A 12,480-nucleotide genomic window follows, 5' to 3' on the forward strand; every position below is an offset into this window, starting at 1 on the left:
AGAATCATGAGTGACAGCCAGACGCTGGTGGTAAAACTCGGCACCAGTGTGCTAACGGGCGGATCGCGCCGCCTGAACCGTGCCCATATCGTAGAACTTGTTCGTCAATGCGCGCAGCTACATGCCGCAGGCCATCGTATTGTGATCGTCACGTCGGGCGCTATCGCCGCCGGGCGTGAGCATCTTGGCTACCCAGAACTCCCGGCGACCATAGCGTCTAAACAACTGTTGGCGGCGGTGGGGCAGAGTCGTCTGATTCAGCTTTGGGAACAGCTATTCTCTATCTACGGTATTCACATCGGGCAGATGCTGCTGACGCGTGCGGATATGGAAGACAGAGAGCGCTTCCTGAACGCGCGTGACACCCTGCGTGCGCTGCTGGACAACAATATTGTCCCTGTCATCAATGAAAACGATGCCGTGGCGACCGCTGAAATAAAAGTGGGCGATAACGACAATCTTTCCGCGCTGGCTGCCATTCTGGCGGGCGCCGACAAATTGTTGTTACTGACCGATCAGCAAGGGTTGTTTACCGCCGATCCGCGAACTAACCCGCAGGCTGAACTGATTAAAGACGTGTACGGCATTGATGATGCGCTGCGTGCGATTGCGGGCGACAGCGTCTCTGGCCTGGGAACCGGGGGAATGGGCACCAAATTGCAGGCTGCCGACGTTGCCTGTCGTGCCGGAATCGACACCATCATCGCGGCGGGTAGCAAGCCGGGCGTGATTGGCGATGTTATGGCAGGCATTTCTGCGGGAACCCGTTTCCATGCGCAAGCCTCCCCGCTGGAAAACCGCAAACGCTGGATCTTTGGCGCGCCGCCTGCCGGTGAAATCACGGTGGATGAAGGGGCGACATCTGCGATTCTGGAACGCGGTAGCTCATTATTGCCAAAAGGCATTAAAAGCGTGACAGGTAACTTCTCGCGTGGTGAAGTGATCCGCATCCGTAACCAGGAAGGGCGCGATATCGCCCACGGCGTCACCCGTTATAACAGCGACGCGCTGCGCCGTATTGCTGGTCACCACTCTCAGCAGATTGACGCGATTCTTGGCTATGAATATGGCCCGGTCGCTGTCCATCGCGATGACATGATTACCCGTTAAGGAGCCGACGTATGCTGGAACAAATGGGCATTGCTGCCAAAGCGGCGTCCTACAAACTGGCGCTACTCTCCAGCCGCGAGAAGAATCGCGTACTGGAAAAAATAGCGGACGAACTGGAAGCGCAAACTGAAAGCATCCTGAGCGCTAATGCTCAGGACGTTGCCGAGGCGCGCGAAAACGGCCTCAGCGAAGCGATGCTGGATCGTCTGGCATTGACGCCGGCGCGCCTGAAAGCGATTGCCGATGACGTCCGTCAGGTGTGTAACCTGGCCGACCCGGTCGGACAGGTGATTGATGGCGGTCTGCTGGACAGCGGGCTGCGTCTGGAACGTCGTCGTGTTCCACTGGGCGTCATTGGCGTGATTTACGAAGCGCGTCCCAATGTGACCGTTGACGTCGCCTCGTTGTGCCTGAAAACCGGCAACGCGGCGATTCTGCGCGGCGGTAAAGAGACATATCGCACCAATGCGGCAACGGTTGCGGTGATTCAGCAAGCGCTGGAAGCCAGCGGCTTACCTGCTGGCGCAGTCCAGGCGATCGACAGCCCGGATCGCGCGCTGGTCAATGAAATGCTGCGTATGGATAAATACATCGACATGCTGATCCCTCGTGGCGGCGCGGGCCTGCACAAGCTGTGCCGTGAGCAGTCGACGATCCCGGTGATCACCGGCGGGATTGGCGTATGCCATATCTTTGTTGACGACAGCGCGGAGATCGAACCAGCGCTGAAGATCATCGTCAATGCGAAAACCCAGCGTCCGAGTACCTGCAACACGGTGGAAACGCTGCTGGTGCATCAGGATATCGCTGCGCGTTTTCTGCCTGCGCTGAGCAAGCAAATGGCGGAAAGCGGCGTCACGCTGCATGCTGACGATGCGGCGCTGGCCCAACTGAAATCAGGCCCGGCTAACGTGGTGGCGGTGAAAGCCGAAGAGTATGACGACGAGTTCCTGTCGTTGGATCTGAACGTGAAAATCGTGGCCGACCTGGATGATGCGATTGCGCATATTCGTGCACACGGCACTCAACATTCCGATGCGATCCTGACGCGCACTCTGCGCAACGCCGATCGTTTTGTGAATGAAGTAGATTCGTCCGCCGTTTACGTCAATGCTTCAACCCGATTTACCGATGGCGGACAATTTGGCCTTGGCGCGGAAGTGGCTGTCAGCACGCAAAAATTACACGCACGCGGCCCAATGGGGCTGGAAGCGCTGACCACCTACAAGTGGATCGGCATTGGTGACGATACCATTCGTGCGTAATTAAAACCGGAGTGATGCAAAATCAGCCACTTGATTCACAAGGCTATTGACGCATCATCCGGTTAGTTTTAACCTTCTACCCCGTGATTCACACTCGTGGTCATGTCCTTTCAGGGCCGATATAGCTCAGTTGGTAGAGCAGCGCATTCGTAATGCGAAGGTCGTAGGTTCGACTCCTATTATCGGCACCATTTCAAACTCTTCCCAAGTCTACCGAAATCAACTTAAAGCCCGTATACTGCGGCTTCAAGCCCGTATTTTATCTCCTGTTATCAACTGGACTCAACCGGAATCAAGTTACAGTTGGGGGCATAAGTGGGGGCATTCTGTGTTCGGTCCAGGGAGATGCCCCCAATGAAGCTTAATGCGCGACAGGTAGACGCTGCTAAACCCAGAGAGAAAGCCTACAAGCTGGCAGATGGTGCTGGTTTGTATCTTGAGGTTGTTCCCTCTGGTTCCAGATACTGGCGGATGAAGTATCGCTTCAATGGAAAAGAGAAGCGTATGGCTTTTGGTGTTTATCCAGCAGTGTCCCTTGCACAAGCGAGGGCACTACGTGATGAAGCCAAGAAAAAACTGGCCGAAGGTATCGATCCAGCGTTTGCCAAGAAAGAAGAAAAGCTGGTTCGCGATGTGCAACTCAATAATACGTTCCAGTCTGTGGCGCTTGAGTGGCACGGTACGAAGGTGAGCAGATGGTCAGAAGGGTATGCTTCTGACATTCTGGAGGCCTTCAATAAAGATATTTTCCCCTATATCGGCCAGCTGCCGGTGAATGAAATCAAACCGCTGGTTCTGCTTAATGTGCTGCGTCGAATGGAAAGCCGTGGCGCGACAGAGAAGGCCAAGAAGGTTCGCCAGCGCTGCAGTGAAGTCTTTCGTTACGCCATAGTTACTGGTCGTGCGGAATACAATCCTGCAGCGGATCTAACCAGCGCGATGTCAGGGCATGAATCGAAGCATTATCCCTTCCTGACTGTTGAAGAGTTACCAGACTTCTTTGAAGCCCTATCCAGCTATACAGGAAGCCCGCTAGTTGTTCTTGCCGCACGTTTGCTGATCCTTACGGGAGTTCGCACCGGTGAGCTTCGAGGTGCTTTCTGGAGTGAGTTTGATCTTGAGAAAGCGGTGTGGGAAATTCCTGCCGACCGAATGAAGATGAAACGGCCTCACCTTGTCCCCCTCTCTACCCAAGCACTAGAGATCGTACAGCAGCTCAAAGTGATGTCTGGGCAATATCCTCTTGTGTTTCCTGGGCGGAATGATCCCCGCAAAACGATGAGTGAAGCGAGTATTAATCAGGTGTTTAAGCGGATTGGATATACGGGGAAGGTTACTGGACATGGTTTTAGGCACACGATGAGTACAATTTTGCATGAGGAAGGGTTTAATACGGCATGGATTGAAACCCAGCTTGCGCATGTCGATAAGAATGCGATCCGTGGGACGTATAACCATGCGTTGTATTTGGAAGGAAGGAGGGAGATGATGCAGTGGTATGCGGATTATATTGATAACATTAGAAAACATAAGATAATCATGGTCTTATGATACAAACCTTAAATTGGTCGTTCATTAGTAGGTAGTGTGAAATCTAAAGCTTAGCTCCTCCGTTTTGGAGGAGTTCAACCCCAGTAATTTTTTTGTACTGATTTACATTTGCGTCTGACTGTCTGCTTAGTGCCAAAAGCAGAGGTTAAAGCAGTAAGGTCATGGTTATGTGATGAAACAGAAGATCTTCAGTGTTTATTTTTTATAAGATGGCTTAGGTCAGAGTTAACTAAGAAAAGATGAGGTAATAAAATGACAGATTATATTTATAATTCAAAAGGAAGCGCCGTAGGCTTTATCCGTGGGAAATATATACATAGCATGAACGGTAGTGCTGTCGGGCAACTTCGCGGAACACATGTCCACAGACTTTTTGGTCAATATGTTGGTGAACTCCATGAAAGCATGGTACTAAACAAGCATTTGGGGAATCTAGGGAATATAGGTAATCCGGGAAACCCAGGTAACGTGGGAAATCCAGACAACCCAGGTAATAGAGGGACTCGTAATTACGGATTTCCTGATGTATCAATTGACTTGTTTGGCGAATAGCTGTGCCAATTTCCGCTCTGTGCCAGGAGTGGAGGTTGCTGACTTCATGCTATGTTAGTACACATTATGAAGATAATTTGAATTGGCAAGGTCACATCATGGATACTTCTGAACACTGTAAAGAGGTCTACGCATACTTTGGTCTTGCGATGTATAGAGCACAATGTGTAGAGCAGTCGATAGTTCAACTTCTTATTTTCTTCGATTTTTTTACGAAAAATGTACCCACATTTACTACCCGCGATAAGTGGGAATTAGAGTTTGACAAGTTTGATAAGGTATTATCTGAGAAAACAATGGGGCAGCTTTTAGGCCTGATTAGAAAACTTGAGCTTCTTGATGGTAATATTGAAATCATGCTTTCAACAACTTTAAAAAAAAGAAACTGGCTAGCACATTCTTTTTTTGTCGATCATGCAGTAGATTTCATTAATAAAAATGGACGGGATCAGATGATTAGAGAGCTTAATGATTCAATCGAGCTATTTAATTCTGTTGAAGATATCCTCTACCCTATAGCACGTAACGCTGCACTAAAATACGGTTTAACCGATGAGTTATTGGACAAAATTCAAAGCGAACTGTGTAAATCTTCAACGAGTGATTATTAGGTAAGTTTAATTTCGAGAGTTTGAACTAGTTTTCCATTAGGTATCACAACTTCCTCTTTTCGCTCCGAGCGGATCCTCAATTCAGTTAGCTTGTCCGCTCAGTACCATGAATCGACTACAAAGGTACTCTGGATATCTAAAAGCTCATGGTTTGCTAGGATGGATATGTGATTGATATATCCATCTAGTTTTGGTCGATTTTTCTGCTGATATGTAATAGCTGAGGGTTATGGTCTAGACGTTGTATGTTAAAACAAAGCTGGAGTTATGTTTCCGACAAGAAATTTCTTGATAAAAAGGCCTCCAATTTTTGATGCCGAAATAAAATATTATTTGGTGATGTTATGTAAGGTTAATAACTTTAAAGTGTTAGTGTTTTTTTCGACTTTCGGCATGTCTATATCTCAATGGTGGCAATTTGTATTTTTTAGAGAAGACTCTCGTAAATGTTTGCTGGGAATCGAATCCATATTTATAGGCTATACCCATCACTGGCTCATTAGTCTCGATGAGATCTTTAGCTGCAAGTTTAAGTTTTTTATCTCTTATATATTTTCCAAGGCTGACTTCTTTTACCTGTACAAAAATCCGCTGAAGATGCCACTTGGAGTATCCTGCCCGCGCAGCAACATCCTCTATCTTCAGCGGCTTATGTAAGTTTGAATCAATCCATTGAGTTATCTCATCGACGATGTCTTCTGTTCTGAACATAGAACGACGCTCACTATAAGAGGGCTGTAACACATCCTGTTTGGGATTTTTTTTGATTTACTTATAGATTTCAGCAACCCCGTGCAGTCGGTTATTCCCCGTAGTCGACAGAATTTTGAACGATGTTGCTCCTTGCTCATCAGCCTTACGAGAGAGCGCATTCGATAATTCATCAAGCGTATAGGCATTGCTGGCTGAGACTAAACCTATCTTTTCTTTCCCATCTGCATGGTTAATTTCCTGAGCGGCAGATGCGGCATTCACTGCAATAAATCCCATGACTAATGAAGTAATAAGTAGTGATTTCATATCTAATACCTCTTTTAAACTCAATGTTTGAAACTGGATTCGTATCAGGGGAACTCTCCCCTCTGTACATTCAAATATACAGACCTAAGCTGTCATGAGACTGACCGCTATATGACAAAATTGTCAGGGTGGTAGATTGGTTAATTTTTTGAATACAGGTTCAGCTCGTTAATAATGCAGTCAGGTTCTTCACTCAGAGGCATATTGTCTATGTCCAGAACCCCATCATTTTTTTGTGGATCATCAGCCTGCAAATCTGAAAAGAGTGGGGTAAGATCCTGCTGTGCTTCGCCTCGCTCAGCCACCAGCTCGAACGTTTTATTTTTTGCCTCGTCGTTGCTCAGAACATCAACCAGCACTCGGGCGATTTGCTCCCGGGATATCACACCATCTTCCGGAGTGCCCGCATGGCGACGATCTCCCTGAAGCATAACGATTCTGTGCTCATCATCATTGTTGTAATCAAACCAGCCGGACCTGACGATGGTATAGGGGTGACCACTGGCCCTGACCAGACGCTCGGCACGTCTTTTCCAGTCATGAACCTCAGTGCGTTGATTCCAGGTGCTGAGCCGTTCAGTCACGCCAATCGTGGTCATCAGGCTGATACGAACAGGTCTATTCTTGAAAATTCGTAAAATATTACGCACTCCGCCGTAATCGATCGCTCTGGCACCAATACGCCCCTGACCATCAGAACCGAGCGTGAAGATGATAGCATCAATATCTTTCGGTAATTCGGTGAGTGTTTCAGGCATTGAAACATTGCCGTATAAAACATCCGTGCCACGAGGAAGCAATTTTACTTTGTGTTTATTTCTGACCAGCGCGACGGGCTGATGGCCCATTTCGATAGCGATATTCACGACATGAAGACCAATACCTCCGGTCGCCCCTGCAACGAGTATTTTCATGATAAACCTTCTGATAATTCGGACTTATTTTCGATATGGTCAGAATATCAATTATCATTATTGTCAGTAACAGGGCTAAAATGATTGTGTCTATGAACACCCTTCATGAGTGTGCGATGAAGGGAATGCCTCCATAAGGAAATCTCCGATGCTGAAAGAAAACTTCAACGAACTGCAAATCTTTCTTGTGGTGGCAAGGGAGCGAAGTTTTACCAAAGCAGCGGGCAAACTGGGCGTTTCTCAGTCTGCACTCAGCCACGCGATGAGGGCCCTGGAGGAAAGGCTGAATATCCGCCTTCTGACCCGCACGACCCGAAGCGTTGCCCCCACAGAGGCCGGTGAGAGAATTATTGCCTGCCTTGAACCGCGTATTGCCGATCTTGAACAGGAGCTGGAATCGCTGGTTCAGCTGAACGGCACCGCCTCCGGAAATATTCGTTTATCAGCCGGGGAGCATGCCGCGCGAAGTCTGGTATGGCCGAAGCTAAAACCCTTCCTCAGGGAATACCCGGAAATTAATCTCGAACTGGTGGTGGATAACGGCTTTGTCGATATTGTTGAGGGGCGTTTTGATGCCGGGATCCGCCTGGGCGAAAGCGTGGATAAGGACATGATTGCGGTAAGAATTGGGCCGGATATGAGAATGGCAGTAGTGGGAGCGCCGTCTTATTTCGAGGCAAATCCTGCACCTGAAACGCCGCACGAACTACAAAATCACCGGTGTATCAATATGCGCCTGCCGACAGCCGGTGGGCTTTACCACTGGGAGTTTGAGAAGGAAGGGAAACCGTTACGGGTCCGAGTGGAAGGGCAGGTAACGTTTAATCTGCAGGCAGAAAGGATTGATGCGGCGTTATCAGGTTTTGGCATCGCCTGTATACCTGAAGACAGGGTGCAGGATTATATAAAGTCAGGAGAGCTTATTCAGGTTTTGCAGGACTGGTGTCCGTCTTTCCCCGGATATTACCTTTACTACCCGAGCCGTAAGCAGCATCCGCCCGCTTTTGCGCTGATGATCGATGCACTTCGCTACCAGGAATAACGGGTCCCCCATTCGCAGAGGGCCCGTTCGAGTGTTAACGGCCCACGCGAGCCTGATGCTCAGGAGAGTAACGTTCGCCGACGACTTTAATGGTTTCAAGCGCCTGGGTTATCTGCCGTGAGTCATCCTGCGAAAGAATGATGTCGGCAGCCGCCAGGTTTTCTTCCAGCCGGTGCAGTCTGGTGGTACCAGGGATAGGAACAATCCACGGCTTTTGTGCCAGCAGCCATGCCAGCGCAATTTGCGCAGACGTCACGCCTTTCTCTGCCGCCAGTTCACCCAGCAATGAGACCAGCTTTTCATTGGCTTCAATCGCCTGCTCGGCGAAACGCGGCACGGTGCTGCGGTAATCATCCTTGCCAAAAGTGGTTCCTGGCTTAATCGATCCCGTCAGGAAGCCTTTGCCTAATGGGCTGAAGGGCACAAAACCAATGCCCAGTTCCTCCAGCAACGGCAGGATCTCCTGCTCAGGCTCGCGCCACCACATTGAGTATTCGCTTTGCAGGGCAGTGACAGGTTGTACGGCATGCGCACGACGAATAGTTTGTGCACCCGCTTCGGACAGACCGAAATGTTTAACTTTGCCTTCAGCGATCAGGTCCTTCACTGTTCCCGCAACATCTTCAATGGGGACATCCGGATCGACACGATGTTGATACAGCAGATCAATAACATCAGTCTTGAGACGGCGTAATGATCCTTCCACCGCTTCACGGATATGCTCCGGACGGCTGTTTAAAATCTGCTGCTTGTTGTCGTCGCCAAAAGTAAAACCAAACTTAGTGGCGATGACCACGCGGTCACGAAACGGTTTTAAGGCTTCGCCGACAACTTCTTCATTAAGGAAGGGGCCATACACTTCAGCGGTATCGAAGAAGGTGACGCCACGTTCAACCGCAGCGCGAATGAGCTCGATAGCCTGACGAGTATCTGTCGCCGGGCCATAGCCATGGCTTAAGCCCATGCAGCCGAGCCCAAGCGCGGATACTTCGAGTCGGGATTTACCCAGATAACGTTTTTGCATTGAATGAATACCTCTTTTATCGCGACTTAAACATCAAGTTTGCGGCTAGTCAGCCATTCCACCATCGCCGGGTCGCGGTGAGAGAAGAAGGCGCTGGTTGCAGTGTCGAGGGCAACAATCTGCAGCATATCTTCAGAGCTGAGTTCAAAATCGAGAATGTTGATGTTCTCTGCCATGCGTTCTTTGCGCACCGATTTCGCCAGCGAAACGATGCCTCGCTGGAAGATCCAACGCAGCACAACCTGACCCACGCTTTTGCCGTACTTCTGGCCAATCGCCGTTAACACGGGATGCTGGAACAGGCCATTTTTACCCTCAGCAAACGGTGCCCAGGCTTCCGGCTGAATGCCATGGCTTTGATTCCATGGAACAGCATGCAGCTGCTGGTTGAAGGGGTTAACTTCAATCTGGTTCACCGCAGGGGCAACTTTGTTGAAGGCGATAAGGTCGGCCAGTCGGTCAGGATGGAAGTTGCTGACACCAATGGCGCGAATTTTGCCTGCCTGCTGCAGTTCTTCCATAGCACGCCATGCCCCATGGACATCGCCATAAGGCTGGTGAATCAGATACAGGTCGACGTAATCAAGTTGCAGCCGATTCAGAGAGCGTTCGAACTGTGCTTTAGCGCCTTCGTAATTGGTATCCTGTAGCCAAAGTTTGGTCGTTATAAAAAGTTCGTTACGTGCGATACCGGTCTGTTTCAGTGCGTTCCCGACCTGGGTTTCATTCTGGTAAGACGCGGCGGTATCGATCAGGCGGTATCCCGTATCGATGGCATCAATAACTGCTCTTTCGCATTCAGCGGCATCAGACATCTGAAACACCCCAAAGCCCAACAGGGGCATTTCAATACCGTTGTTCAGTTTTACAGTTTGCATGACGTTATCCTTCAGCTGTTGTGTTGGAAAAGCATAACGCAAAGTGATTTATTCGATTAGATGGGGTAATTAGCTAGGGTTTATTAGATGTGTTCATTAATTTTTAGGGAGGGGGGAAGGTCGGCTTTGTGCCAGAAGCGGACATTGGGCTGTGCATGTTATTCAGTTCTAGGTATCTTGGCTGACACTTAGCCAGTACATTTAATAAAGCATTTCAGTTACTGATGGAAGATGACACTTTCACCGAGGGGCGCTTTATTAATTCTGTCTTGATTTGCAGGGTAATCCCGGCCCGGGTAGCCCAGAGAGATGCCGAACAGTAATTTCAACGCGGGGTCCACACGCAGTTCTTTGCGGATGGTTTCGGCATAAAAGCCCAGCATGTTCTGCGGAATGCCTCCTAACCCGGGAGCGGTGAGAGACAGCAGAAGCGTCTGAGCGTACATACCTATGTCACCCGCAACACGAACGTTATCGCCCACTTCTGGCATAAAAAGCAGCACAACATGGGGCGCGCCAAAGAATTCCAGGTTACGACGTGAATCATCGCGACGCTGCTCAAAATCCTCGCATTTATCCTTATGTCTTGTTGCATCAGTCATACCTGATGAACTTAAAGCAGAAGAGTCAATAAGTTAATTAGCCCTGCCGCTTAGTAAGATTTCTCACAAAAGGCAAGATGGTAGGTAGGGCGAGAGAGCCTGCATTTTGTCAGAGGAAAGTGAATTATTCTCTCTTTTCAGAGGGAAGTTCTAAAAAGTTGAATGTGAAAAAAAGCCTGCTGTTAGCAGGCCATAAATGTTATTAACTCATTTTTTGTTCGCTTCTGATAAATAGGGTGAGTATGCAGTTAAACGTGAAGCATAGAGCATAACAAAAATGCTATAAATATTTCCTGGCCGCATTAAGTATCTCCTGTGACGTTAACTCCCTGTCAGAAGCTACGTAAACAATACCATGATCGCCAGTTAAGGAAGGAAAACTTGCAGACATAATCCGAAGATGTGTTTCTTCACCGTTTGGATATTCCTGCCTGATAGAGGATATACCTTCCAGAACTGTCGTGACTTTACAGGATTCAGCATTAAAGAAAACAAGGACTTTTATCATATTCTATTACCTTGTTCTCGCGTGAATGTCAACTGGCAGATGCCATTAAGGTAAAAGCAAAGACGTGATGCTTTCGGAGGCAGCCTCGCCTCTTACGCACTTTATTATTTAACAAGCAGTTAGCTTCTGCTTTCAGACTTTTATGCAGCAGTCCTGCACTTCATCACATCGGTCAGTACACTCATAATTGCGAAAAAATATGCTGACCTGATATTAAGAATAAACGACTTTCATCTGATTTAAGTTATGGATCTGTCTACTCAGGAATAATCCTTCATCGTTATCGCAGATCCACAATGATTTATTTATCGCAAAGTATTACGTTTGCAGCAGCAGGACCTTTGTCACCGCTGTGAATGGCGAATTCAACTTTCTGTCCTTCAAATAAAGTTTTAAAGTTGTCGCCATTAAGTGCAGAAAAATGGACAAAGATATCTTTGCTGCCATCAAGAGGAGATATGAAGCCAAAACCTTTGTCTTCGTCAAACCATTTTACCAGGCCTGTAATTCTTGAGGTCATACTGACTCCCGTTATATATGATTGTATTGATCGTAAACGTATAGTATTAAACGTATAGACTCATAAGGAGGGGATATCAGCGATAGCGCCTGGTAATGAGGACTGCCCGGAAAATGTTTAACGTTCGTTAGTACATCGAACTGTTGGAATTCATTAAGGCACAGGGAATCAATATAAGCAAATTATATTTTAGACGTCCAGAGGTCCTGCAAGGAAAATAAAAGTGGCTGAATACTATTTTCAATGTATAGTCTTAACGTGTTTTCAATAAGGAATTGACTTGTCCCATAAAATGACAGGAATTGTCAAAAGCTTTGACATTCTTAGTGGTAAAGGCCTCATCATCCCATCTGATGGCCGAAAAGACGTTCTGCTTCACATTTCAGCCGTTAACTCCCGCGAATCAGAATTACTCATCCCTGGAAGCCGCATAGAATTTTGCCGGATAAACGGTCTCAGGGGGCCTGTGGCTGCGAACATTTATCTTTCCTGATTTTCAGTGTGTCAAAATAAATAGATTAAAACTTAACCATATGTGGTACGGTGAAGCTCATTCATTGAAAGGTTAATGGTTATGTCTGTTATCAATTATGCAATGAAACTCTTCAGCAGTGCGTCCACTGCCACTGCTGCCTGTCCTGTTTGTGGCTTAAAATCAGCACAACCGTTGTCAAAAATCCGGCTCAACCAGGCCATGCTTTGCCCCGGATGTAAATCTCTGTTTATCTTCCAACGCTAGTTCGAGTAAAACCGCAGATCAGAGCCCATGTCCTATACTTATGTTAGATTCCGGCAGTTGTTAAATCCCTGATGCCTGACGCCCATCCTGAGAGAACGTTTCTGAACTGATTTCGCAACTGCTCCTGCGCGTTAACGTCGCATC

Annotated in this window: 16 protein-coding genes and 1 tRNA gene; 9 read left to right on the forward strand and 8 right to left on the reverse strand. The window is 48.0% G+C overall.

The genetic code is table 11. The annotated features are described in order from the left end of the window. The first annotated feature begins 6 nt into the window (after nucleotides 1–6). The 6 genes from proB to OGX81_RS03175 all read left to right on the forward strand — a co-directional run bounded on the left by proB (nucleotide 7) and on the right by OGX81_RS03175 (nucleotide 5,089). The gene (gene proB, locus OGX81_RS03150) at nucleotides 7–1,110 is read left to right on the forward strand and encodes a glutamate 5-kinase (RefSeq protein WP_012133771.1); all 1,104 of its coding nucleotides are present in this window, start codon (nucleotides 7–9) and stop codon (nucleotides 1,108–1,110) included. A gap of 11 nt (nucleotides 1,111–1,121) precedes the next feature. Continuing rightward, nucleotides 1,122–2,375 (forward strand): glutamate-5-semialdehyde dehydrogenase, encoded by a 1,254-nt coding sequence (gene proA / locus OGX81_RS03155; protein WP_104869053.1) that lies wholly within the window; start codon nucleotides 1,122–1,124, stop codon nucleotides 2,373–2,375. A gap of 115 nt (nucleotides 2,376–2,490) precedes the next feature. Beyond that, nucleotides 2,491–2,566: transfer RNA gene (locus tag OGX81_RS03160), tRNA-Thr, on the forward strand. 163 nt (nucleotides 2,567–2,729) lie between these two features. Then, on the forward strand, nucleotides 2,730–3,926 hold the full coding sequence (locus OGX81_RS03165) for a tyrosine-type recombinase/integrase (protein WP_275055258.1): 1,197 nt from the start codon (nucleotides 2,730–2,732) through the stop codon (nucleotides 3,924–3,926). A gap of 252 nt (nucleotides 3,927–4,178) precedes the next feature. Beyond that, nucleotides 4,179–4,478 carry a 4-fold beta flower protein gene (locus OGX81_RS03170; protein WP_275055257.1) on the forward strand — a complete coding sequence of 100 codons (300 nt, stop codon included), beginning with the start codon at nucleotides 4,179–4,181 and terminating at the stop codon, nucleotides 4,476–4,478. Between the two features lie 98 nt (nucleotides 4,479–4,576). After that, nucleotides 4,577–5,089 (forward strand): hypothetical protein, encoded by a 513-nt coding sequence (locus OGX81_RS03175; RefSeq protein WP_275055256.1) that lies wholly within the window; start codon nucleotides 4,577–4,579, stop codon nucleotides 5,087–5,089. A gap of 369 nt (nucleotides 5,090–5,458) precedes the next feature. Here the strand turns inward: OGX81_RS03175 and OGX81_RS03180 are convergent, their stop codons facing one another. The 3 genes from OGX81_RS03180 to OGX81_RS03190 form a co-directional block, all read right to left on the reverse strand. Then, the gene (locus tag OGX81_RS03180; RefSeq protein ID WP_275055255.1) at nucleotides 5,459–5,800 is read right to left on the reverse strand and encodes a helix-turn-helix domain-containing protein; all 342 of its coding nucleotides are present in this window, start codon (nucleotides 5,798–5,800) and stop codon (nucleotides 5,459–5,461) included. A gap of 57 nt (nucleotides 5,801–5,857) precedes the next feature. After that, nucleotides 5,858–6,109: a YdgH/BhsA/McbA family protein gene (locus tag OGX81_RS03185; protein WP_275055254.1), complete on the reverse strand. Its 252-nt coding sequence runs from the start codon at nucleotides 6,107–6,109 to the stop codon at nucleotides 5,858–5,860. Nucleotides 6,110–6,249: 140 nt separating this feature from the next. Continuing rightward, nucleotides 6,250–7,023 carry an SDR family oxidoreductase gene (locus OGX81_RS03190; protein WP_286487526.1) on the reverse strand — a complete coding sequence of 258 codons (774 nt, stop codon included), beginning with the start codon at nucleotides 7,021–7,023 and terminating at the stop codon, nucleotides 6,250–6,252. 148 nt (nucleotides 7,024–7,171) lie between these two features. On the opposite strand from OGX81_RS03190, the gene OGX81_RS03195 reads away from it, so the two are divergent. Continuing rightward, a complete protein-coding gene (locus tag OGX81_RS03195; protein ID WP_275055252.1) occupies nucleotides 7,172–8,065 on the forward strand; it encodes a LysR family transcriptional regulator in 894 nt (297 codons plus the stop codon). A 34-nt stretch (nucleotides 8,066–8,099) separates the two neighbouring features. Here OGX81_RS03195 and OGX81_RS03200 read toward each other — a convergent pair whose 3' ends face one another. The 5 genes from OGX81_RS03200 to OGX81_RS03220 form a co-directional block, all read right to left on the reverse strand. Then, nucleotides 8,100–9,089 carry an aldo/keto reductase gene (locus OGX81_RS03200; RefSeq protein WP_275055251.1) on the reverse strand — a complete coding sequence of 330 codons (990 nt, stop codon included), beginning with the start codon at nucleotides 9,087–9,089 and terminating at the stop codon, nucleotides 8,100–8,102. Nucleotides 9,090–9,115: 26 nt separating this feature from the next. Further along, nucleotides 9,116–9,967, reverse strand: coding sequence for an aldo/keto reductase (locus OGX81_RS03205; RefSeq protein ID WP_275055250.1), 852 nt, complete (start codon nucleotides 9,965–9,967; stop codon nucleotides 9,116–9,118). Between the two features lie 218 nt (nucleotides 9,968–10,185). After that, nucleotides 10,186–10,569 (reverse strand): nitroreductase family protein, encoded by a 384-nt coding sequence (locus OGX81_RS03210; protein ID WP_136546415.1) that lies wholly within the window; start codon nucleotides 10,567–10,569, stop codon nucleotides 10,186–10,188. A gap of 280 nt (nucleotides 10,570–10,849) precedes the next feature. Further along, a complete protein-coding gene (locus OGX81_RS03215) occupies nucleotides 10,850–11,077 on the reverse strand; it encodes a hypothetical protein (protein ID WP_275055249.1) in 228 nt (75 codons plus the stop codon). Between the two features lie 301 nt (nucleotides 11,078–11,378). Then, the gene (locus tag OGX81_RS03220) at nucleotides 11,379–11,597 is read right to left on the reverse strand and encodes a cold shock domain-containing protein (RefSeq protein WP_275055248.1); all 219 of its coding nucleotides are present in this window, start codon (nucleotides 11,595–11,597) and stop codon (nucleotides 11,379–11,381) included. Nucleotides 11,598–11,877: 280 nt separating this feature from the next. On the opposite strand from OGX81_RS03220, the gene cspF reads away from it, so the two are divergent. After that, a complete protein-coding gene (gene cspF, locus OGX81_RS03225; RefSeq protein WP_001446195.1) occupies nucleotides 11,878–12,090 on the forward strand; it encodes a cold shock-like protein CspF in 213 nt (70 codons plus the stop codon). Between the two features lie 81 nt (nucleotides 12,091–12,171). After that, entirely contained in the window at nucleotides 12,172–12,336 is a 165-nt protein-coding gene (locus tag OGX81_RS03230) for a YnfU family zinc-binding protein (protein ID WP_286458183.1), read from the forward strand. Nucleotides 12,337–12,480: the final 144 nt, after the last annotated feature.

The organism is Citrobacter sp. CK206, from assembly GCF_030333125.1.
Classification (GTDB): Bacteria; Pseudomonadota; Gammaproteobacteria; order Enterobacterales; family Enterobacteriaceae; genus Citrobacter_B; species Citrobacter_B koseri.

Excerpts from the sequence above, each read along its gene's own strand:
- OGX81_RS03170 (WP_275055257.1), top strand. The coding sequence starts at position 4,179 with ATGACAGATTATATTTATAATTCAAAAGGAAGCGCCGTAGGCTTTATC.
- OGX81_RS03205 (WP_275055250.1), bottom strand. The coding sequence starts at position 9,967 with ATGCAAACTGTAAAACTGAACAACGGTATTGAAATGCCCCTGTTGGGC.
- OGX81_RS03215 (WP_275055249.1), bottom strand. The coding sequence starts at position 11,077 with ATGATAAAAGTCCTTGTTTTCTTTAATGCTGAATCCTGTAAAGTCACG.
- proB (WP_012133771.1), top strand. The coding sequence starts at position 7 with ATGAGTGACAGCCAGACGCTGGTGGTAAAACTCGGCACCAGTGTGCTA.
- OGX81_RS03220 (WP_275055248.1), bottom strand. The coding sequence starts at position 11,597 with ATGACCTCAAGAATTACAGGCCTGGTAAAATGGTTTGACGAAGACAAA.
- OGX81_RS03190 (WP_286487526.1), bottom strand. The coding sequence starts at position 7,023 with ATGAAAATACTCGTTGCAGGGGCGACCGGAGGTATTGGTCTTCATGTC.
- OGX81_RS03165 (WP_275055258.1), top strand. The coding sequence starts at position 2,730 with ATGAAGCTTAATGCGCGACAGGTAGACGCTGCTAAACCCAGAGAGAAA.
- OGX81_RS03175 (WP_275055256.1), top strand. The coding sequence starts at position 4,577 with ATGGATACTTCTGAACACTGTAAAGAGGTCTACGCATACTTTGGTCTT.
- proA (WP_104869053.1), top strand. The coding sequence starts at position 1,122 with ATGCTGGAACAAATGGGCATTGCTGCCAAAGCGGCGTCCTACAAACTG.
- OGX81_RS03195 (WP_275055252.1), top strand. The coding sequence starts at position 7,172 with ATGCTGAAAGAAAACTTCAACGAACTGCAAATCTTTCTTGTGGTGGCA.
- OGX81_RS03210 (WP_136546415.1), bottom strand. The coding sequence starts at position 10,569 with ATGACTGATGCAACAAGACATAAGGATAAATGCGAGGATTTTGAGCAG.
- OGX81_RS03200 (WP_275055251.1), bottom strand. The coding sequence starts at position 9,089 with ATGCAAAAACGTTATCTGGGTAAATCCCGACTCGAAGTATCCGCGCTT.
- OGX81_RS03185 (WP_275055254.1), bottom strand. The coding sequence starts at position 6,109 with ATGAAATCACTACTTATTACTTCATTAGTCATGGGATTTATTGCAGTG.
- OGX81_RS03230 (WP_286458183.1), top strand. The coding sequence starts at position 12,172 with ATGTCTGTTATCAATTATGCAATGAAACTCTTCAGCAGTGCGTCCACT.
- OGX81_RS03180 (WP_275055255.1), bottom strand. The coding sequence starts at position 5,800 with ATGTTCAGAACAGAAGACATCGTCGATGAGATAACTCAATGGATTGAT.